Raw genomic sequence first — 21139 nt, forward strand, 5'->3', positions numbered from 1 at the left:
AGAGTCTAGAGATTTTTAAAAGTTTTTCGCTAAACTTCAAATTTCTTTACAACTTTGGTTTTGCTGAGTAACTGTAGCCTACCGAAAATACAACGTACTACAAAACCCTTGTCATTCGATGAAAGCGTGTGTTATTAAGGCTATATAACTACATTAGTCAGAATTAACCTGTTGTTTTCCCCACAGTTCTGGGAAAACGACCTTCTGCACTAATTGAGACGCGGCTGCTGAACCAAGTCTCCTCCTCTCTTCACAACAAAGGGTCTTCTTTAAGGCTCTATTTGGAGTTTTCATGCAGCCAAAAAATCTGAAACGTCTCTTGCGTGCTTTAGAGCGGCAGGGTTTAGATGTAACTTATAACAATCGCACTTATTCAGTTCGTTTAGTTAATTCTCCTGATGCTCCTGTAGCAGAAGTGTTACTGCCAGAAGGCTTCCCCGTTGAAGCTAAGGCACTGAGGCAGTTAGCGAATTTGGCAAGCGTCCGCCACCCATCAGGTGGATGCGTTTGTCGTGCCTGTGCTACGCCTGACTTTCACCCAGGTGATGCGGGTGTTGCCATTGGTTCAGTCGTAGAAACTGTGGGTCAAGTCATTCCTGGTGCTGTCGGTTCTGACATCAATTGTGGGATGCGCCTGCATGTTGTTGATTTGACAATTGAGGAATTCCTGGCAAAGCGCGACCAATTCGTAGAACGGATGAAGGGGGATTACTTCTTCGGTACGCGTGATGTGACGATGACTGCTCAGGCAATGCAAGCTCTATTTCAATACGGTGTTCCCGGTTGGCTGGATGCCATGCTAGATAAGCCTACGGGGAGCGTAATCAAATCTGATTTACAACAACTTGCCCAAGAGAGCGATGGCTCCGCCAACGCCAGGGGCGAACGCATTTTCTTAGGTGGTTCAATGGATGGTGACTGGAAACTTGCGCCTGAAGAATTAGTTCCCGATGCTGGACTGGTACGCGATGGCGGACTGGCAACCATTGGCGGCGGTAATCATTTTGTCGAAGTGCAACGGGTTGATAAAGTCGAAAATCGCCCACTTGCCCACGCTTGGGGAGTGCGCGAGGGGCAGCTAGCTTTTATGATTCACTCTGGTTCCCGAAACGTGGGTAAGTATATTGGGGGAATGTGGCGAGATAAAGCTAAGGCGACTTGGCAAAAAGGTCTGAAGTACCCTGATTCTCAAATTTTTCCTCTCTCTACTTATTCTCACCCCGAACTAGTTGCCAGTTACCTGCAAGCTGAGGCCACTGCTGCTAACTATGCCTTTGTCAATCGCCTGCTGTTAGCGGAACTGCTACGTCTGCGTTTGCGGGAAGTATACAAAGATGTCGAAGCACCTTTAGTTTATGACTTGCCCCATAACATCACCTTACCAGAAGGTCAGGGATGGGTAACACGCAAGGGCGCTTGTCCTGCCCATACAGGACAACCAGTGATTATCCCAGGTTCAATGGGTGCTTATTCTTATCTGATGGTGGGTAAAGGGAATCCAGCATTTTCTAACTCGGCGTCACATGGGGCGGGAAGAATTCGTTCTCGGTTCGACCTCAGTCGCAGAGGTGCATCTCAAAGTGAGACAGAACTGGGATTAACTGGAGTAGACTGCATTACCCTGCGTGAAGAACGCCGAATTGAGGAAGCACCTGCTGCCTACAAACCGATTCAGTCTGTGATTGATGTGCAGGTTGAGGCAGAAATGGTAGACGTTGTAGCGCGATTGAGTCCGGTGTTGACGTTCAAGGCGTAGCTGCCAAATAAAAAGCCCCTGGTCAACGCCAGGGGTATCCATCTTTATTCCCTCATTTAGAATGGCATCTGTGAAGCTATAGTAAATCCGTATTAATGCGATAAACGCATATTAATGATGATTATTTTGCAATCAGCTAGATAGGAAGTTACTCAGTGGCATGGATGAGAGCGATGTCTACGATGGTCACTGAGCTTGCCGTACCCCTCCGGGGAAGCAAGCTACGCGCTGCGTCTCCAAGAGTTGTGCGGGCTGCGCCTACGCTTTTTTGCAATCTCCATTCAAAACATGGGATTGTGTTCATTATCCCAACACTTGCGATCGCTCCAATTTCTGCCAGTATGTTCGCATTCAGATGCATTATCTATCCAAGGAATCGATGTAGAGTGGTACGAGTTTCCAATGGAAGCAAATAAGCTAGCACTGAATAAGGGTAATAATAAGGATAAAATTATTAATGTACAAATCGGTAGAGTGATTAAATATCCAGTAAGCAGTACAATGTTGCTATGAGTCAAAATAAGTGTACCTATTTTCTTGTTTTTTTGACGAGTTTTTAAGCTGGTTCTTGAATTCGAGAAATGCATAATGCAACCCTACTAATACCAGTTTATATAACAATCAAATTTGATTTTTAAAAGCCAAGCTAACTAAGAGCAAGCCCGATCGGGTTTTGCCCTCAGTCTATTTAGCAAAAATCAAATATGAGTCTTATATAAGTATGGATTTTTACGTAAGAACATTATTCCGGCTATACACTCTGATGTCAAAGGTACAAGTAACGACTTCTTATAAATTTTAATTTTTGAGCGCGAAAAAATATTTTACATGAAAATATCTTGAAGTTTTGGCACTCGCTTTTGTGTAAATACTGACAAATTTCACTCACAGCCTTCTTTCGCAGATACAGCAAAAATACTGATATATTGCTGGATATTTATATATAGCAGTTTTCAAGTTGGTGAGGTACATAAGCTAAGTCTATGACCCAGACAGAAAGAGTGTTTTACTTATGAATTCTGCTGTATCTGTATCTGATATCATGTCCGCTTGGTTACTTATTAAACCTCAATAACCCCACCCCGCCTGCGGGGTGGGGCTGGGGGTGGGGTGCAATGATTGTGGAAATCATAACTAATTACCCGGACATGATATGATACCAAAATTTGGTGTAATCCTGGCAGAATAGAAGTAGCACTAATTCTTTTTTATGCCTAGAGACGATAAATCTGAAACTTCACAAAAGGGTACATCTGCGATCGTTGGTTATGAAGATTTTTTAACTGAACTAAAAACACGAATTTCTAGCGCTCAGTTACGGGCCGCAGTTGCAGTCAATAAAGAATTACTATTACTCTACTGGCAAATTGGGCGAGATATTCTCAATCGCCAACAGCAGCAGGGTTGGGGCGCAAAAGTTATCAATCGTCTGGCGGCTGACTTGCAGAAAGCTTTTCCAGAAATGAAAGGCTTTTCGCTTCGCAACCTCAAGTATATGCGGGCATTTGCCGAAGCTTATCCAGATGAGCAATTAGTGCAGCAAGCTGCTGCACTAATTCCTTGGTTTCATAACTGCGTCCTTTTGGATAAAGTCAAGGATAGTAGTGAACGAGAATGGTACATACAGCAAACTATTCAGCATGGATGGAGTCGGAATATTTTAGTTCACCAGATAGAAAGCAAATTGTATCACCGTCAGGGTAAAGCAACCACCAACTTTAAGCACACTTTACCTCAAGCACAATCAGAATTAGCACAGCAATTGTTAAAAGACCCCTACACTTTTGATTTTCTCAATTTAGGGGAAGATTTTCTGGAACGTGATTTGGAACGTGCTTTAATCAATCACATCCGCGATTTTTTACTAGAGTTAGGGGTTGGTTTTGGTTATTTAGGTAGTCAATACCATCTTGAAGTTGGTGGTGAAGACTTTTATATTGATTTGTTGTTTTACCACGCACGTTTACACTGCTATATAGTGATTGACCTAAAAATTGAAGAGTTCAAACCAGAGTATTCCGGTAAGATGAATTTCTATGTTAGTGCGGTGGATGATTTATTGAGGCAACCAGACGATCAGCCTACAATTGGAATGATTTTGTGCAAAAGCAAAAATAAGGTAATTGCTGAATATTCTCTCCGCGATATGCATAAGCCGATTGGTGTTTCCGTGTATCAGCTAAAAAATACTTTACCGGAAGCGTTGCAAGGAAATTTGCCAACGATTGAGCAGTTAGAAGCTGAGTTGGAAACAGTGTCAATTATTGAGAAAATTAATGGATTCAGTGGTTCAGAAGGAAAAATGGAAGTAACCCATTATCCATTAGATGAAGCATATAAAAGGCTTAGACTACAGACAAAAAGAATTGAGTTCACACCAGAAGAAATAGGAAACGAAGTTGCAAAGATTCGGAGCGAAATAAATGCTAATACAACTAAAGATTCTGATTTAATTTAGAGTGTATTCCAATGCAGAGGAAAATATCTTCAATCTGCTGTCAGTGCGAGACCTAAAGAAGCAGAGAGAGAGTCATTTGATAACTTCTCTGTATCCCTGCGTCTTCCATAAACAACTACTACCAAATTCGATTTCCATTTTCATCAAGTCGTGCCTGCCGAATTACGTCAGAGATTTCTTCAGCATCTTTAACGTGATGGAGTGCCTTCTTTTCGCCGTTGGGTTCATCCACAACGAAGTAAGTCGGGACTGTGATTGTGTCGCCTGTAATATCTGGTACACCATCGACAGCTGCCTGTTTAGCCTTCTCTTCAACTGATTGAGGCTTATCAGAAATTCTATCTCCTGGATTCGCGGTTAAGTTTCTTTCGTTCACATCTGGCTTTTCACGAGAATCCCGATCTTCGCTTACTGGTTGATTAATTTGATTTTCTTGATTTTTATCACTCATGGCGCTTTCAGTTATTAAAATATGGAACTCGACTAACAACAGCTTAAAAAATTAAAGGCATAAAGAGTTCTTTCTCTGGAGAGAGTTTGAGAAAATCTTTTGAAGATATTTTCTAAGGAACATATCTGAGGTTATAGTCTAGCTCTGAGGTTTATAAATAACTTCCTACTCCAGAAATAAATAATAATTAAAAATTCCAGTTTAGGGGCAACTCTTAAAAAACTAATTTTATGAAAATCAACCCACAGTAAACACAAATGTACATTAATCCTAATGCGATCGCACCGTAGTATATTAGTAGACCTTTGTGGGTAAATCCAATCATCATGGAAGATTCTTCTAGTAACGGCAAAATTTCAGCGAGGATAAAAACGCGCCGGGATTTTTTAACCTATATGCTAGGTACTACAGTTGCATCAGTAGCTATTGGATATCTATTTCCCAAAGTCAGCCAAAGTCGTGAGATAGACCTAGAAACCCAATGCTTCACTTTATCCCAAGAATTCACGCTGTCAAAATTATCTTCCAGGATCGGTGGCACTGGCTGAAGACGGCAAGCAAATTGAAGCTAATGCACTATTAGCAACCACAAAACCAGGAATTCCGATTCTCGTAAAAGGCTTGCCAGATCGTAGCGTTGATTATCTGATTATTCAAGACGGACCACAGATTGCTGAGTACGCTATCAGTCCAATCTGCACCCATTTAGGATGTACAGTCGAGTGGGATCTTGAGAAAAATCACTTTATTTGTCCTTGTCATGGATCTCAATATGATTCGCAGGGTCGAGTTGTTCGCGGCCCTGCTAAACGTTCCTTACCACTAATCACCGTAGTAGTCAAGCAAAACCAAATTCGTTTGGTCGATCGCAAACCTGCTGTAGATCCTCGTTAACCTACCATTAACAAATCAAATTTAACAATGCCACCATACTTTTTCAGCAAATTTATGAATTATAAAAGACTAACAAAAATTACTGCAAGATTTAAATTTGTCAGGTAAGCTGACAACAGCAGTTTCATTCTCAAACCAATGACCGCAAGTAGTCCCAAAATTTTAGCTCTGGACTTTGATGGAGTGATTTGCGACGGATTAATTGAATATTTTGAGGTAGCATGGCGTACCTACTGTGAAATTTGGTCTTCTGCTAACGATACACCGCCAGATGATTTAGCTTTGAGATTCTATCGCCTGAGACCTGTGATTGAAACAGGTTGGGAAATGCCCATTTTAATTAAAGCCTTGATAGATGGAATTTCTGACGAAAAGATTCTTCATGAATGGGTGAGCATTGCCCCACAAATTTTGTTAAATGATAAGCTACAAGCAAGAGAAATTGGTGCAAAACTAGATAACCAGCGAGATGAATGGATTACCACTGATTTAAGTGGTTGGCTGAGTCTGCATAAATTTTATCCAGCTGTAGTAGAAAAAATAAAATTAACTATTGACAGTGGAGTTAAACTATACATTGTGACAACTAAAGAAGGGCGTTTTGTACAAGAGTTGTTGCAACAGGAAGGAGTAAATTTACCACCAGAAGCAATCTTTGGGAAAGAAGTTAAGCGCCCCAAATATGAAATTTTGCGAGAATTAATTCAGTCATCAGAAGACAAATCTGTTAGTCTCTGGTTTGTAGAAGACAGACTCAAGACATTACAGTTAGTCCAACAGCAAGCAGACCTTGAGGATGTAAAACTTTTCCTTGCAGACTGGGGCTATAATACCCAAGCAGAAAGGGAATCTGCTCAAAACGATCCGCGAATTCAGTTGTTATCACTTTCTCAGTTTGCCAAAGATTTCTCAGCTTGGCTTTAATATATTAAATATTGAGTGAAAAAGAGACGTAGCAGTGCTACGTCTCTACAATGATTCTGAAGAATGCATATTTAACTTCTGACGTATTTATATAAATCAAAGATGTATTTTGTCAATTTAGGTGAAATAATAACTCACAAGTATTCACTCCTCACTTCGCACTTACTTTTATGCTTGACCTAACAAAACTGGCGCGGCAAATGCAGGGTTTAAGTCAGCATCTTACCTTAGAAGCTGCTGCCAGTCGTCAGCGTTTAGAACTGGCACAACAACATTTAAAAAATGCTTACGAGTCTCAACAAGATTTAATCGATCGCCAGGAAAAATGGCGCGATCGCATTCTCTTTGCTAATGCTACCCCAATCGAGCCACTAGAAACTTGCATTGATATCCCAGTTCCGCCAAAAATTCATACTGTCATCGCTACCGATGGTTCGCAAATTGCCCCCAACCATCATGAAATTGCTTACTGTTATCTGCTAAATATTGGTAGAGTCGTCTTACACTACGGACAAAATCGCCATCCGCTACTCGATAGTTTGCCAGAAGTATTTTATCGCCCAGAAGATTTATATATGTCTCGGCAATGGGGAATTAGAACCGAGGAATGGATGAGTTTTCGCCGCACTGCTTCAGAAACAACGGTGTTAGCAGAACTTGCGTGTAGTGCAGCACAAGCGGAAACGCCAGCGCTAGCGATGGTAGATGGTTCGCTAATTTACTGGTTTTTAGAACAATTGCCGATGGATGCACGCGATCGCATTTTACCCCCCATCCTAGAAGCTTGGCAGCAGATGCGTGATGCTAAAATTCCTTTAATGGGCTATCTTAGCGCCTCTCGCAGCATCGAAACAATGAACTTTTTACGGTTGTTGGCTTGTCCCCATCCAGCGCCAGACTGTAAAAGTCATTGCCCAAATCAGCTAGAAAAAGTACCTTGTAAAATTTTTGAACAGTTGCGAGATACTTCTGTTTGGGCAACCAGACTCAAACCAGGACAACGCAGTACCTTATGGCGCAGCAATTCCCCCATTCTCGAACTCTACGGCGATCAAACCATTTACTTTTGCTACGTCCACGTTGGTACCGAAATCGCCCGAATCGAAGTTCCGGCATGGGTAGCGGAGAATGCAACCATGTTAGACCAAGCATTGGGACTGATGTTAGCACAAGTGCAAAAAGGATATGGCTATCCTGTAGCGATCGCCGAAGCGCATAATCAAGCAGTAGTAAAAGGTGGCGATCGGGCGCGTTTCTTTGCCCTTCTCGAACAACAAATGATTAAAGCTGGCCTGAAAAATGTGGGAACTTCCTACAAAGAAGCCAGAAAGCGCGGGAGTATTGCTTAAAATAATTCGTAATTCGTAATTCATAATTCATAATTCATAATTTAATTCTTAACTACGAATTACGCCTTACCCTCCTAATACCTTAGCTACATCAGGACAACGACAGATAAAAATTTACGTAACACTTCTTATCTTAAATTTAAAATCTAAATGTTTGCTTTACAGCTTTTTAGGGAAACCTTTATTTAGTAGAGAAGTAAGTCAATAGCTAGCTTACTCAGTAAAAACTATTAGATACTTATTGGCTCTACATCAAGTTAACTACGTTTTAATTCGTAAGGAAACAGTCTTCACCAGAACTGACATTAGGTGAGTCTCTAGGTTGATATATCCTATCAAAATGGTTGTCCAACTTCACTAAAAAAACGTACTAACTTATTTAAGCTTTCTCCAAAAAGATTCATACCTAAAAAGCTGATGAAACTAGTGAAATCTGAGTACAAAAAACATGAAGAAAAATACTCTCGATTTTTTTCACTTTCTATAGATTTATTGTGTATTGCTAATTTTGATGGTTATTTTAAGTATTTAAATCCAGTATGGACAAAAACGCTAGGTTGGTCAATTGAGGAACTCGTTGCTAAACCATTTATCGAATTTATTCACCCTGAAGACCGTGAATTAACTATTGCAGCAGCCCAAAAAATTACACAATCTGTAGATGCAGTCAGCTTTGAAAACCGCTATCTTTGTCGGGATGGTTCTTATAAATGGCTGTCATGGAATGCGACTAGTTTCAGTGAAGAAAAATTAATTTATGCAGTAGCTCGTGACATCACTGCTAATAAACAGAATGAGATAGCACTAAAAAATTCTATCCAAGAATTAGAAGCTTTTAGATTTGCTTTAAATGCCCATTCACTGGTAGCTATTACTGACATAACTGGAAAAATAACCTATGTCAACGACCTATTTTGTGAAGTTTCTAAATATTCTCCAGAAGAACTTCTAGGACAAGATCATCGGATTATCAATTCTGGACACCACACAAAAGAATTTTTTACAAACTTATGGAAAACTATTGCCCAAGGAAAAATCTGGAAGGGAGAAATTCAAAATAAAGCTAAGGATGGAACTTTTTATTGGGTGGATACTCTAATCGCCCCAATGTTGAACCAAGATGAAAAGCCCTACCAGTATGTATCAATTCGTACAGATATTACACAGCGTAAGCTTTCAGAGTTAGCTTTGTTGGAGCGATCGCGCTTGTCAGTTTTGAGTGCAGAAGTCAGTTTAGCATTATCTCAAAGTGGCACACTTCCAGAAATTCTGCAAAATTGTACAAATACTATTTCCCAATACCTTGATATCGGCTTTGTTTGTATCTGGACATTTGAACGACAGACAAACCAGCTACAATTGCAAGCTGGCGTTCATTGCACAGATATTACTTGTAGTACTTTGAGCGATACTCAAGATTTCCCAGAACATATCGCTTTAGTCAATAATATTATTGGCTTAATGATTCAAAACCATCAAGCTATTTTTAATCAAGAACTATCTATTAATCATTCAGAAAAACTTGTAAATTCTACATTTTCAATTTCTAGATTTTCTGCTTATCCCCTAATAGTAGAGCAGCAAATAATCGGTATAATGGCTTTATTTAGCAAGCAATTATTTACCGAACCAACTCATAACCTATTAAATTGGATTGCTAATAATATTGCTGTAGCTATTGACCGAATCTGGGCGCGAGAAGAACTCCTCAGTCGTCGGGAAGCCTTGTTACTGCGTCTAGCTAGTCAAATCCGCAGTTCTCTTGACCTAGATATGATCCTAGAAACTGCTGTCAACGAAATTCGCAGCTTATTACAAATTGATCGTTGCTACTTTCTTTCTTATTTACCGCACCCATCCCAACCAAGCCTAACTATTACCTATGAAGCACGAAACCCTAACTTGGCAAGTATGTTAGGCAGTATTCCACTGCAAAAAAGCACTTTTTTGACTAAAAATCTTCTCTCTCAAGAGCTAATTTGCATCGAAAATATTAATAGTAAATCACAACTTGATTATGATATGGAAGAACTTTTAACTGAGTTTGGCATCACATCTCAACTAATGCTACCAGTTAAAAGTAATTCTGGGGAAATTGGGGCAATTGTGTGCAGTCATTGTAGTGGCGATCGCATTTGGAATAACAGTGAAATTAGCCTGTTAAAAGCTGTTTGCGATCAAATAGCGATCGCCATCGATCATGCACAACTTTATACCCAAAGTCGCACTGCTACTTTAGAAGCTCAAACTCAAGCTGAAAAACTCACCGAAACCTTGCATAAATTGCAACAAACTCAATCTCAACTGATCCAAAATGAAAAAATGTCTAGCTTAGGACAATTAGTCGCTGGAGTTGCTCATGAAATCAACAATCCAGTTAATTTTATTCATGGTAACTTAACCTATGCTAACGAATACTTTCAAGAGATGTTAACTCTCCTGCACCTTTATCAGCATCACTATCCTCAACCGGAAGTAGAAATTGAGGATTTCGCTAAAAAAATTGATTTAGAATTCCTTACTAGTGACCTTTCTCAACTCCTAGCCTCGATGAATATGGGTACTAATCGTATCTGTGAAATTGTTTTGGGATTGCGAAATTTTTCTCGTCATGATGAAGCGGATAAAAAATTAGTTGATATTCATGAAGGAATTGAAAATACGTTATTAATTTTGCATCATCGCTGGAAAAATAATGGAATTGGCTTAGATATATCTATAATTAAAGAATATGGTGATTTGCCTCTAGTTGATTGTTATGCTGGGCAGTTGAATCAAGTATTTATGAATATTTTAACTAATGCAATCGATGCCTTAGAAGAGTCAATGGTCAAGATAAAAACAAATCATAAACCGCAAATTGTAATTCGGACTGAAATTTTAGAGAGTAAATTTGTTGTTATCCGAATTGCTGACAACGGATTAGGAATGGTAGAAGATATTAAAAAGCGGTTATTCGATCCATTTTTCACCACAAAACAGGTAGGTAAGGGAACAGGTCTAGGACTGTCAATTAGCTACCAAATTATAGTAGAAAAACATGGTGGAATTTTGAATTGTCTATCAGAACCAGGAAAAGGCACAGAATTCTGGATTCAAATTCCAATTTAAAAATACTCTACGTTTAAAATGAGTTTAGAACTTTTTCATGTCCAAACCAACACTGCTTTTGAGTTACTACCAAATACTGCGGTGTTTCATATCGGTAAACCCAATGACCAAATTCCGCCGGATATTAATGTTTCCAACTTGCCAGATGCAGATGTAGTGTCTCGCATCCATGCACAGATTAAAATCTACAAAAATAATTACTTTATTGAAGATTTAGGAAGTTCTAATGGGATATTTGTCAACAACATTAAATTAGAACCTAGAACACCCTGCCAAATTAATTTAGGAGATAAAATAGACCTTGGTCAAGGAGAAAAAGTCACGTTTATATTTCAAGATCGGATACAACATCAACAAAATCTTCTTCCTCTTGCAAGTTCCACAAAAATGCAGGCTCAAATTGCTGTTAACAATAGACAACCTCCAGTCAAGAAGACAAGCAAGTATATAGGCTTGGCTTTGATGATTGCAGGGATCATCATTTTAACTGCAAATATTCGTGTTGGTATATTTTTTGGTATTCCTGGTTTATTACTATGTATTTCCGGTATTTTTATCCTTTTTCAGCAGCGAATAAACCCTAACTTAGGATGGATTTTGATAGCGCTAGGAATTGTAGTCATAGCTTTTACTGGTAATGTATTTGCGTCAGTTAATCTTTTAGTTGTTGTGGCATCATCTGTGTTATTTTTCGCAGGATATCAACTTTTGAATACTGGAAAAATCTTAAATTATGATTTGCGAGCGCTCCAGGAATTAATTAAAAAATAACTATCCCACTTCTCTGCGAATGGCATGATTCATTGAGTTTATTTGCGATGCATGAAACGATGGAGGCATTGAGCTATGAATTATATGTACATCCCTGACAACGGAGTTTAGGGGGTCTAGTCCGTAGGCAAGGGGTACTGAGGATGCAAAGACACGGAGAACTTATCCTCTCCACAATGCCACTTGCTGTTTAACTTCCCTCATATCCAAATAATCGTTAGCAAAAGCTTTCCATAAAAGTGGATGAGGAATAAAACCATCATATTTTTGAAGTTCTGGTGCTTCTGAAGTACTGACTAAATCTTCTGAAGTAATTCTTTGTTCACATAATGAAGTAATTTCACGATAAAGATATTTAAATTTATCCTTGCCTAATTTAATTGTCAAATAATAGGGATTTACTCCACCAATACTTGTAATTTCCAACGATTCCCGACAGTATGAGTTTAGTAATCTTTCTAAGGTGCGATAAGCAACCGTACCCATCCAAGGAAAAATACAGCATTTACCTTTTTCTAATTGTAAAATATTCTGCTTATCTAATCCAACTTGCTGCGCCATTTGGCGAACTTGACTTAAACGTTGCAAAGCATTTTTTTGCAAGTAACTATACTCAGCATTCTCAAATAAAACTTGCTGCATTCGTTGCAAAACTTTGCTATGTATAGTCCCACCACCACCACGCCAATAAATACTAGATTTACCCTCAGCTTGTTTAACAAAAATAGCCTTCTTTTTAAAGTCAACTTCTACTACTTCCCAAGTTCTCCCAGCTAAAGCAAATTGATTGCCAACAGGAAGTGGCGTGACGATACTGCCAATTTCTGTTGAACCTTGCTTAACAATATATTCTTGCTGTTCAGCGAATACAGCATAAAACTGAAATTTTCTCACCACCTTTTCTCCTACCAAACCCAGGATTAATTTACCTTGTTCAGTCTGCTGAATATGACCAATATCAATTAAATAGCGTAGTAATAGTTGTAAATCCTCTTTAGAAATGGCAGCAAAAGGTGGCAGACTAAAAATTTGTTTAGCTAGAGCATTAATTGAAATTTCCCCTGCTGCTGTTAAAATACTCATTGTTTGGTGATAAAGCAAACTCAAAGGATATTTAATTGGTCTAATTGGTTCAATCCATTGTTCCTCTAAATAAAGTTGAATTATCGCAATACACTGTAAAAGTTGCCAGGGGATTTGTTCTGGCAGAGAAGCTTCTGATAATGGCTTATCTTCAGCGCAGACAAAACGCATATCAGCAGCTTCACCTCTTCTACCACTGCGTCCCAAGCGCTGTAAAAAGCTAGCTACAGACAAGGGTGATTCTAATTGAATCACTCGCTCTAAATGACCGATATCTATGCCTAATTCTAGAGTCAGAGTAGCGGCGGTAACAGCTGGGCTGTTGGGTTCACGCATCGCATTTTCAGCAGCTTGTCGTAAACTAGCAGATATACTCCCATGATGTACATGATATATATCTGGTAGTCCTTGTGCTGCGGCAATTTTTCGCAAAGATGCAATTACAGATTCGGTTCGTGTGCGATTATTAGCAAATATCAGGCATTTGCGAGACTTGCTGAGGTTAAAAATATATTGTTCATCGTCTGTCGTCTCTGATTCATCTACTTCATCAGTAATATAAAAATGTTCTACAGCTAGTTTTATCTGGCGTTTTATACCATCAATTTTTGGTGTAATAACTGGCTTATCTGTTCCTGAACTCAACCAATCTTCAGCTATTGAGTAATCACCAAGAGTTGCCGACAAACCAATACGACGCGGTTGTTTTTGCGTCAACTTTGCTAAACGTTGCAATTGGCAAATAATTTGGCAACCGCGTTCTGAACCCATAAAGGCGTGAATTTCATCAATTATTACAAACCTTAAATCACCAAATAAGCGGAGTAAATCGTTATTTTTGTTAATTAGCAAACTTTCTAGAGATTCTGGGGTAATTTGGAGAATACCTTGCGGATTCTTTAAAAGCTTATTTTTTCTAGTTTGCGAAACATCGCCGTGCCAGTGCCAAACTGGAATATCTGCTTCTTTGAGTAAGTCGTTGAGACGCTCAAATTGATCGTTAATTAAAGCTTTGATTGGACTAATGTATAATGCGCCAATTGTGGCAGCAGGGTTTTCATGTAATAAAGTCAAAACTGGTAAAAAAGCTGCTTCTGTTTTACCAGCAGCAGTTGCAGCAGTAACTAGCAAGTGAGCATCAGTGTCAAATATAACTTGACAAGCGGCAATTTGAACTGGTCGTAATTCAGTCCACTGGTGATGATAAATATATTCTTGGATGAAGGGTGCAAGTCGGTTAAACGCATCGCTCATATTTTTTATGGATAAAAGTGTTAGTAAAACTACTCCTTGGTATTTCAGAGAGTTCCATGCTTGGAATTACCGATTTCTAAAAGCGATCGCTACCCTTAAATTTCTGCCGTAGAGATTCCACAACAAGAGCATTGGTAGCAGAAGTTCCACCTACTATGTCATATATGGAGATTGTTGCTTAATTATCTTATGTCTATTCAAATCTACGGAATTCCCAATTGCAGCACTTGCAAAAAAGCTTTGACATGGCTCCAACACAACAATATTGACCATGAGTTTATCAACACCAAAGATACTCCGCCGACTCGTGAGATGATTCAAAACTGGGTAAAGTCTTTGGGTTTTGCTCCCATGCGAAACACCTCCGGTCAATCCTACCGCGCTTTAGGAGATGAAAAGAAGACTTGGGCTGATGAACAGTGGGTTGATGCATTCACTCACGATGCAATGCTGCTCAAACGTCCACTTTTCGTCAAGGATGGAACAGCTGTGTTGGTAGGTTTTAGAGATGAGGGAATAGTTCGAGAAAAATTAGATTTAGCTTAAAGAGTTCTAAGCGTTGAGTTTCCCGATAGTTAAAACTAGGGAAACTATATTATTATTGGCGATTATTATAGCGTTTCCTAATAAAACAAATAGCCCCCTGCCACGAGACAGCGGGGAGGGGGTTGGGAGTTGGGTTCAGTACCTACTTAACCGAGAATCGGTCGCGATCGCCTTTTTAGATTTGGTGCGATCGGAAGCCGATAGGCCCTTCACCAGAATATGTTGTGGTTCCAGTTAAGGTCTTCCCACCATCATTAGATGTAACGTTGAGCGCTACTACATTCTGTCCCACACGACTGCCGATTAGCCAAGTTCCACCAGGATTCCACGGCGCTGTATTACCACCCCACTGGTTTTCTACTGTGTAGTTGTTGCTGCCGACAATGTTACCTTTAAAGCCGATAGGGCCTTCACCAGAATATGTGATAGTTCCACTCAGGGTTTTACCATCGTCGTTCGATGTAATATCGATCGCAACAACATTTTGATTCGATCGAGAGCCAAGTACCCAAGTTCCACCAGGATTCCACGAAGCAGATGAGCCTCCCCATTGGTTTTCCACATTATAGACACGGCCATCAACAGCAGCACTCTTAAAACCAATGGGGCCTTCACCAGAATAAGTGATAGTTCCAGTCAGGGTTTTACCGCCGTCGCTGGATGTAATATCGATCGCAACAACATTTTGATTTCCGCGAGAGCCGAGTACCCAAGTCCCGCCGGGATTCCAGGGAGCAGATGAGCCTCCCCACTGGTTTTCTACGTTGTAGTTGTCGCTCCCAGTTAAGGTAGCCTTAAAACCGATGGGGCCTTCACCAGAATATGTCGTGGTTCCAGTAAGTGTCTTGCCGTTGTCATTGGATGAAACTTTGAGTTCGACAATGCGCTGATCTCCTCTAGCTCCAATTATCCATACTCCACCAGGATTCCACGGAGCAGAGGCACCACCCCACTGATTTTGTACATTGTATAGATTATTAGCATTAGTTGTTGTTGTAGTTGTCATTTTTTTTCTCCAAATTTTGATCGTTGAGTCAAAATGAATCTGTAGAAATCCGATGCGATCGCGGAAAAAACTACGCACAATTAACACTACCTTTGCCAATTTGCAAGGCTTGACGTAGAACAAGCCTAGACACCAAACGCTTGGCAAAAGTATTGTTAAGCAGCAAGTATTAGTCTTTTATCCTGCCGTCGTTATACTAATACGAACGTAGTTAAAATTACAAGCAGATTTAATAAATTTTTAATAGAAATGTATTTTGCTTTACCAAGCGAGCCATGACAGAGTTAAGGGATTTCCAAGAAATAAATTATCCAAATAAACGTAGGCGCATTCGCAAAGCGTCTGTCTGCGACACGCTGCGTTCTCGTAGAGTAGCCGCTTCTCTACGAGAACGCCAAAGGCGAAGCCGCAGGCTACCACAGAGGCGCAGAGAACACAGAGAGAATTTTTGCGTCAGTTTTGGGATATTTTTTATTTGGAAGTCTTTTAGTAAATCAATCTTTGAGTACAGTCCGGTGTATCAGTTATATTTATACTTGCGATCGCTTTTGTAAGTACTTTGGAAAATTTTGTCGATTTTTACTCCTATTGACTCAATGCAGATTAACATCCGTCAGTCAAACTGAAGTAATAGGGCAAGTATATAAAGAGGCAAAAACCATGAATAAGCATAAGGAAACATTACGTGTCATCCTTGCTATATGCATCATTGTCGTTGGAGTAACACACTTTGTTGTTCCACAAGAATATGTCAAAATTGTGCCGCCGCCACTACCTTACCCTTTAGGATTAGTTTATCTCAGTGGCTTTTATGAAATTTTGGGTGGTATCGGGTTATTAGTTCCGCCTGTAAGTCAAGCTGCTGCTTGGGGACTTATTGCGCTTTTTATTGCTGTTTACCCAGCGAATATTTACATGGCGGCTAATCTGATTAAGATTGAACATATACCAAACTCACCTTGGGTACACGTAGTTAGACTTCCTCTTCAAGCTGTTTTAATTGCTTGGGCTTGGTGGTATACAAAATCTTCGTTTGGGGAAAAACAAGCTTCGATCGTTCCTAAGTCATTGATTCCCAAGGAACTAGAATGAGAATAAGTGCGTTTTTTATATCTGAATCATGCGCCTTACAACTTTATTTGGAATAACACTCTCGTTAGCAATAGGCATTGGAGAAGTTACGCTTCCGGTGGCTCAAGCCGTGCAGCTTAGAGATGGCCTAGTCTATTTTGTTCAACCGCCAACACTTGTTAACGCGACAACTACTTACAAAGAGGTGAATGTCTGGGGCGCAACTTACTACTTCACTATCAATGTGCCGGAAAATGCTGGAGAATCCCTCCAGAAGGTAACGATCGCACAAAAAGAGGGGTCAGAAAACATCCGCTACAATCTTGATGATACCCGTGCATTTGTCGGAAAACGCGATCGCAAAGAAACGCAACTGAAACTAGGCCCAGTCACAAACGACCGCAAGACACGCACGGTTTCTGTAAACTTTGACCCACCTGTAACTCCAGGACAGACAATTACCATCGCCCTCCGCCCTGTAAGTAATCCCAGCTTTTCTGGTGTTTACTTATTGGGTGTTACTGCATTCCCTGTGGGTGAAAAATCTCACGGTCAATTTCTTGGCTTTGGACGGTTTCAGTTTTATAGCAATAGAGGAAGTTGGTGGTTCCGATAGAGGGAATAGGAATGGGGAATATTTTCTATAAGTACGGCGTTGGGAATGGGTGTGGAAATATTTGTGAGATGTGTGGAGAAATTGAGTAGGTGTAAATTAGCTGTTTTTTTTACCCTGTTTAATTTACACCCAACTTTCCCAAGAATTTAAAAATCTCTGAAACTTTTATAGATTACAGTTTACAAGTCTGGAGGTGGTAAAAGAAAAGACATAACATAATAAAACGTAACCCAGTACTATAAATTCTAATATCAAAAATTGATGGGAGATGCCCTCGTGGGGCAGCTAGGGAAAAGTTGTATTTATCTAAGGGCAGCCAGCCATCTTCCTTGCACCAGCCCACGCGATCGCCCAAAAGACGTTCTGTTTCATAATCTACTTTGCCACCGCATTCTAGCCAAATGCGTTTTTGTACGCTAAAGCCAAAATGACCATTGCTGTATTTTACCCACAATTGGTCAATTGTGCGTAAGTCTGTGCAGGGAAATTTTTCTATGGATTTTTCGTCAAGCCAGCCTTGCTGCTCTCTTTTGGCTGCTTTAAGCATGACTCTGGTGGTTTCTTCGTCTGCTGCTTTCCATTGACCCGCTTTGAGTAAATTCTCTAGGTTTTGGTAATTAACCCCTACATCTGAAGCTAATATCAATACTTCTATACTCACTTCTATACTTTTAATTTCTACAAAATACCTCCCCTGTTGCGAGAAGGAAAGTAAATTCAACCACTCTTCCATTGTCTGGGGTCGATCTTTTGCCTCTAATGCCATGCCTTGCAGAATCGCTTCATTTACAGCATCACTAAGACTAGGGACAAGTTGCTTTGGTGGTACTAATTCCTCTTGATCGTACTTGCGATCAAAGGAATTGGTGGGGCATTGTCCAGTGATGGCATAGTACAAAGATCCAGCTAAACAGTAGACATCAACTGTTGAGTGACGAATCCCTTTGCGTGTTAACTCATAGGGCGCAAATACCCTGTTACCAAAAGACCTAGATAGGGTACTCGGTGGGGACATATCGCTGGCAATACCAAAATCTATCAACACCGCTTTGCCTGAGTTAGGAATCCCTGAATTAAAGTTGAGCATAATATTAGAAGGAGTGACATCAAGATGTAAAACTCCTTTTTTATGTACATCTACCAAGGCTAAACCCATTTGGCGGATGTATTTTATAGCTTCAGTTTCAGGTAATTTCCCTTGGCGTTGCACGTATTCCCATAAACTCTCGCCTGTTATATATTGCATTTCTAAGCAGTAGCGACCATCTTTTTCAAAAAAGTCGAATACTTGCACAATATGAGGATGTGAGTCTGTACAACACATTGCTAGCATCTGTGCTTCTTTTTTGAAGCGTTCAACATACTTGGGATAATCTGGATCTCGTTGGACGCTAATGTTAGGGGTTTTGATGACAACTCGGCGGTTTAGCTTGGTATGCATTGCTTGGTAGGTAAGTGCAAAACCACCACCACCCAAGTATTTTTCTATTTTGTATTTGCCGTTGTATATTAGCTGTCCGTCTTGCCAGAACATACGCCCAGATTTATTAATGGCTAATGTTGATTGTGACACGCTTTTTCTGAGTTCTCGTGGTTGGCGTTGCTGAATAAGCTCACGCAGAGGCGCAGCACTTCGACTACGCTCAGTGACCGGCGCAGAGAGGAAGGTTGAAGTCTTCTGGCTACTGCTGAACCAACTATTGGAGTCGCAAAAGCAACTAATGTGACTTGAAAACTAACTATTGGAGTCGCAAAAGCTACTAATGCGACTCTAAAACTAACTATTGGAGTCGCAAAAGCAACTAATGTGACTTGAAAACCAACTTTTGGAGTCGCAAAAGCAACTAATGCGACTTGAAAACTAACTACTGGAGTCGCAAAAGCAACTAATGCGACTTGAAAACCAACTTTTGCGTAAGTCTAGCCTAAACCTCGTTTATCTTGAGAACCGTAGTTTTGTAGTTTTGTAGGTTGGGTGCAGCGATCGCCATTGGTGTTAACTTAAGTTCAAACGCTTATCCCACAGGCGTTTTACCCCCCTTAATCCCCCCCGATATATTGGAAAAAAGGAATCTGGTTCCCTCCCCTTTACAAGCTACGGTGTATACACAAGTCTTCTAGAGTTGCGCCACAGGCTTTTGATCCCCCCAACCCCCCTTAAAAAGGGGGGGCAAAAAGCTCTCAAAGTCCCCCTTTTTAAGGGGGATTTAGGGGGATCTAGGACGATTTTGGTTTTCTAGAAAGATGTGTGTACACCGTAGCCCCTTTATAAGGGGAGGGTTAGGGTGGGGTGAGGCAGATCGTGATGGAAAGCCAGAGAACTCAATATCACGTCTTGACAAGGGTTTCAACGTTAAGTTGACACCAATGAGCGATCGCGTAACCCAACACAAATAAGGTGGTAATGTTGGGTTGCGTTCCACTCCACCCAACCTACATAAATATATCTTTTAAAAAACTCTAGATTTCAACATAGATGAAGTTTATTACCTATTTTGTGGTTTAGCGGAAGATGATGGCGTTTGTTGTGTTGGGGGATTGATAGGTGCTGATTTGTCTGGGAACCAATCTTTGAATAAATCTGTGCCGTCTTTGACTCCTGATATCAAGGCTGCGAATAATGCTAATACACCCATAATCTCTAATATCCACGCCCACAAGGGTTGTGTCCAAGGAACTTTGGGAAGAGAAAAACCTGCTGTGTTTAAACCCAATTCTTTTAACCAGTCTTCCACTGTTTTGGGACGGTTATCTGGTTGTAGTTCCATTGCGTGGAGAATGGCTTGATTGACGCGATCGCTAATCTGATCGTTCAATTCGTTAGGTGGAATTAAACGCTTATTGTTATCTTGGCGCTCAATAGCACTTTCTGGCAGTTTTCCTGTTAATAAAAAATATAAAGTTGCCGCAAGAGAATAAATATCAGTCCAAGGTTTACGTCGCGCCTGTTGTCTAGGAGAGTTGGAATACAGTTCAATTGGTGTAAATTTGTCAACTAAGTTACCGCGACTTGACACTGGGTTATCAACAAATCTTCGTGCTAAATCGAAGTTTATCAAAACAACCTGATGCGTACCCGCCCGCAAAATGATATTTTCTGGTTTCACATTTCGATGCAAAAATCCTTGTTCATGCACTACGATGAGTGCTTTTCCAATTTGTTGGATGTAATCTAAAGCCTCTTTTTCAGGGAGAAATACTCGCGGTTGGACAATCTTGGCTAAATTATCTCCTTGAATATACTCCATGACCATGCATTTTAAATCACCTTCCTCGAAGGTATCAATGACTTGGACAATATTCGGATGTTTGCATATTGCTAGTTTACGGGATTCATCTGCAAAACCTGATTTTAAGCGATCGCGGTCTTCGTTACTTAATTGATTCAGCAAATTGGAATCCAATGTTTTAATTACAACATTCTTGCCATCCCGATCCTCAGCAAGATAAGTAATAGCGAAGTTCCCTTGTCCTAACTGTTGTTTAATTTCATACCGATCGCGGTGTAACTTTTGTCCAGATGCCCAAGTCATTAGTTGATTATCTCAGAGACTTGTATTAATTTTTGCATATAGCCATTCTCCTGTGGATGTAATACAGCTTCTCTCAACAAACGTTCTGTAGCTTGCACCCTGACATCTAAATAGTGAAGCTGTTATGCTTCAAAAAATGTAATATGACGCGATCGCAAAAGTTGTGTTATAAAAACGGGCAAAGTCTTACAAAATACGAAAATCTTTACTGTGAAGCTTTTTCGGTAAATGCGTAATTTCTACATCAATGGCATCAAATGCTACTGTAACTAATCGAGCTTTAGCGTTTAATCATCAGTAATCTTTAAAAAATTGA

17 protein-coding genes are annotated in these 21139 nt (G+C 40.1%); 12 read left to right on the forward strand and 5 right to left on the reverse strand.

Features of this window, described 5'->3' with window-relative positions; translation table 11 throughout:
- Nucleotides 1-292: 292 nt before the first annotated feature.
- The 3 genes from V7K84_RS25580 (at nucleotide 293) to V7K84_RS25590 (ending at nucleotide 4214) form a co-directional block, all read left to right on the forward strand.
- Nucleotides 293-1756 carry an RtcB family protein gene (locus V7K84_RS25580; protein ID WP_334842208.1) on the forward strand — a complete coding sequence of 488 codons (1464 nt, stop codon included), beginning with the start codon at nucleotides 293-295 and terminating at the stop codon, nucleotides 1754-1756.
- Nucleotides 1757-2044: 288 nt separating this feature from the next.
- Nucleotides 2045-2269, forward strand: coding sequence for a hypothetical protein (locus V7K84_RS25585; RefSeq protein ID WP_334842210.1), 225 nt, complete (start codon nucleotides 2045-2047; stop codon nucleotides 2267-2269).
- A 697-nt stretch (nucleotides 2270-2966) separates the two neighbouring features.
- Nucleotides 2967-4214, forward strand: coding sequence for a PDDEXK nuclease domain-containing protein (locus tag V7K84_RS25590; RefSeq protein WP_334842212.1), 1248 nt, complete (start codon nucleotides 2967-2969; stop codon nucleotides 4212-4214).
- 118 nt (nucleotides 4215-4332) lie between these two features.
- Here V7K84_RS25590 and V7K84_RS25595 read toward each other — a convergent pair whose 3' ends face one another.
- The gene (locus tag V7K84_RS25595) at nucleotides 4333-4665 is read right to left on the reverse strand and encodes a hypothetical protein (protein ID WP_334842213.1); all 333 of its coding nucleotides are present in this window, start codon (nucleotides 4663-4665) and stop codon (nucleotides 4333-4335) included.
- Nucleotides 4666-4991: 326 nt separating this feature from the next.
- On the opposite strand from V7K84_RS25595, the gene V7K84_RS25600 reads away from it, so the two are divergent.
- The 6 genes from V7K84_RS25600 (at nucleotide 4992) to V7K84_RS25625 (ending at nucleotide 11714) form a co-directional block, all read left to right on the forward strand.
- Nucleotides 4992-5213 carry a twin-arginine translocation signal domain-containing protein gene (locus tag V7K84_RS25600; protein ID WP_334842215.1) on the forward strand — a complete coding sequence of 74 codons (222 nt, stop codon included), beginning with the start codon at nucleotides 4992-4994 and terminating at the stop codon, nucleotides 5211-5213.
- Nucleotides 5200-5559 (forward strand): Rieske 2Fe-2S domain-containing protein, encoded by a 360-nt coding sequence (locus V7K84_RS25605; protein ID WP_334842216.1) that lies wholly within the window; start codon nucleotides 5200-5202, stop codon nucleotides 5557-5559. The genes V7K84_RS25600 and V7K84_RS25605 overlap by 14 nt, the downstream gene beginning before the upstream one ends.
- 138 nt (nucleotides 5560-5697) lie before the next feature.
- A complete protein-coding gene (locus tag V7K84_RS25610; protein ID WP_334842217.1) occupies nucleotides 5698-6483 on the forward strand; it encodes an HAD family hydrolase in 786 nt (261 codons plus the stop codon).
- A 170-nt stretch (nucleotides 6484-6653) separates the two neighbouring features.
- Entirely contained in the window at nucleotides 6654-7832 is a 1179-nt protein-coding gene (locus V7K84_RS25615) for a DNA double-strand break repair nuclease NurA (protein WP_334842218.1), read from the forward strand.
- 417 nt (nucleotides 7833-8249) lie between these two features.
- Nucleotides 8250-10943, forward strand: coding sequence for a PAS domain S-box protein (locus tag V7K84_RS25620; protein WP_334842220.1), 2694 nt, complete (start codon nucleotides 8250-8252; stop codon nucleotides 10941-10943).
- A gap of 18 nt (nucleotides 10944-10961) precedes the next feature.
- Nucleotides 10962-11714, forward strand: a complete 753-nt coding sequence (locus V7K84_RS25625; protein WP_334842223.1) for an FHA domain-containing protein — start codon at nucleotides 10962-10964, stop codon at nucleotides 11712-11714.
- Between the two features lie 162 nt (nucleotides 11715-11876).
- On the opposite strand, the gene V7K84_RS25630 is transcribed toward V7K84_RS25625, so the two are convergent.
- On the reverse strand, nucleotides 11877-14051 hold the full coding sequence (locus V7K84_RS25630) for a DEAD/DEAH box helicase (protein WP_334842224.1): 2175 nt from the start codon (nucleotides 14049-14051) through the stop codon (nucleotides 11877-11879).
- Nucleotides 14052-14240: 189 nt separating this feature from the next.
- Here V7K84_RS25630 and V7K84_RS25635 point away from each other — a divergent pair, with 189 nt between their 5' ends.
- A complete protein-coding gene (locus V7K84_RS25635; RefSeq protein ID WP_334842225.1) occupies nucleotides 14241-14597 on the forward strand; it encodes a Spx/MgsR family RNA polymerase-binding regulatory protein in 357 nt (118 codons plus the stop codon).
- 175 nt (nucleotides 14598-14772) lie between these two features.
- On the opposite strand, the gene V7K84_RS25640 is transcribed toward V7K84_RS25635, so the two are convergent.
- Nucleotides 14773-15603, reverse strand: coding sequence for a lectin OAA family protein (locus tag V7K84_RS25640; protein ID WP_334842227.1), 831 nt, complete (start codon nucleotides 15601-15603; stop codon nucleotides 14773-14775).
- Between the two features lie 660 nt (nucleotides 15604-16263).
- Here V7K84_RS25640 and V7K84_RS25645 point away from each other — a divergent pair.
- On the forward strand, nucleotides 16264-16695 hold the full coding sequence (locus V7K84_RS25645) for a DoxX family protein (RefSeq protein WP_334842230.1): 432 nt from the start codon (nucleotides 16264-16266) through the stop codon (nucleotides 16693-16695).
- Between the two features lie 28 nt (nucleotides 16696-16723).
- Nucleotides 16724-17290: a DUF2808 domain-containing protein gene (locus V7K84_RS25650; protein WP_334842233.1), complete on the forward strand. Its 567-nt coding sequence runs from the start codon at nucleotides 16724-16726 to the stop codon at nucleotides 17288-17290.
- 172 nt (nucleotides 17291-17462) lie between these two features.
- Here V7K84_RS25650 and V7K84_RS25655 read toward each other — a convergent pair whose 3' ends face one another.
- Entirely contained in the window at nucleotides 17463-18863 is a 1401-nt protein-coding gene (locus V7K84_RS25655; protein ID WP_334842236.1) for a serine/threonine-protein kinase, read from the reverse strand.
- A 913-nt stretch (nucleotides 18864-19776) separates the two neighbouring features.
- The gene (locus tag V7K84_RS25660) at nucleotides 19777-20823 is read right to left on the reverse strand and encodes a serine/threonine protein kinase (RefSeq protein WP_334842239.1); all 1047 of its coding nucleotides are present in this window, start codon (nucleotides 20821-20823) and stop codon (nucleotides 19777-19779) included.
- Between the last annotated feature and the right edge of the window lie 316 nt (nucleotides 20824-21139).

This window comes from Nostoc sp. (assembly GCF_036917315.1).
GTDB lineage: Bacteria > Cyanobacteriota > Cyanobacteriia > Cyanobacteriales > Nostocaceae > Nostoc.

Coding starts and splice junctions, on each gene's coding strand:
- V7K84_RS25580 (WP_334842208.1), top strand. CDS start 293: ATGCAGCCAAAAAATCTGAAACGTCTCTTGCGTGCTTTAGAGCGGCAG.
- V7K84_RS25585 (WP_334842210.1), top strand. CDS start 2,045: ATGGGATTGTGTTCATTATCCCAACACTTGCGATCGCTCCAATTTCTG.
- V7K84_RS25590 (WP_334842212.1), top strand. CDS start 2,967: ATGCCTAGAGACGATAAATCTGAAACTTCACAAAAGGGTACATCTGCG.
- V7K84_RS25595 (WP_334842213.1), bottom strand. CDS start 4,665: ATGAGTGATAAAAATCAAGAAAATCAAATTAATCAACCAGTAAGCGAA.
- V7K84_RS25600 (WP_334842215.1), top strand. CDS start 4,992: ATGGAAGATTCTTCTAGTAACGGCAAAATTTCAGCGAGGATAAAAACG.
- V7K84_RS25610 (WP_334842217.1), top strand. CDS start 5,698: ATGACCGCAAGTAGTCCCAAAATTTTAGCTCTGGACTTTGATGGAGTG.
- V7K84_RS25615 (WP_334842218.1), top strand. CDS start 6,654: ATGCTTGACCTAACAAAACTGGCGCGGCAAATGCAGGGTTTAAGTCAG.
- V7K84_RS25620 (WP_334842220.1), top strand. CDS start 8,250: ATGAAACTAGTGAAATCTGAGTACAAAAAACATGAAGAAAAATACTCT.
- V7K84_RS25625 (WP_334842223.1), top strand. CDS start 10,962: ATGAGTTTAGAACTTTTTCATGTCCAAACCAACACTGCTTTTGAGTTA.
- V7K84_RS25630 (WP_334842224.1), bottom strand. CDS start 14,051: ATGAGCGATGCGTTTAACCGACTTGCACCCTTCATCCAAGAATATATT.
- V7K84_RS25635 (WP_334842225.1), top strand. CDS start 14,241: ATGTCTATTCAAATCTACGGAATTCCCAATTGCAGCACTTGCAAAAAA.
- V7K84_RS25640 (WP_334842227.1), bottom strand. CDS start 15,603: ATGACAACTACAACAACAACTAATGCTAATAATCTATACAATGTACAA.
- V7K84_RS25645 (WP_334842230.1), top strand. CDS start 16,264: ATGAATAAGCATAAGGAAACATTACGTGTCATCCTTGCTATATGCATC.
- V7K84_RS25650 (WP_334842233.1), top strand. CDS start 16,724: ATGCGCCTTACAACTTTATTTGGAATAACACTCTCGTTAGCAATAGGC.
- V7K84_RS25660 (WP_334842239.1), bottom strand. CDS start 20,823: ATGACTTGGGCATCTGGACAAAAGTTACACCGCGATCGGTATGAAATT.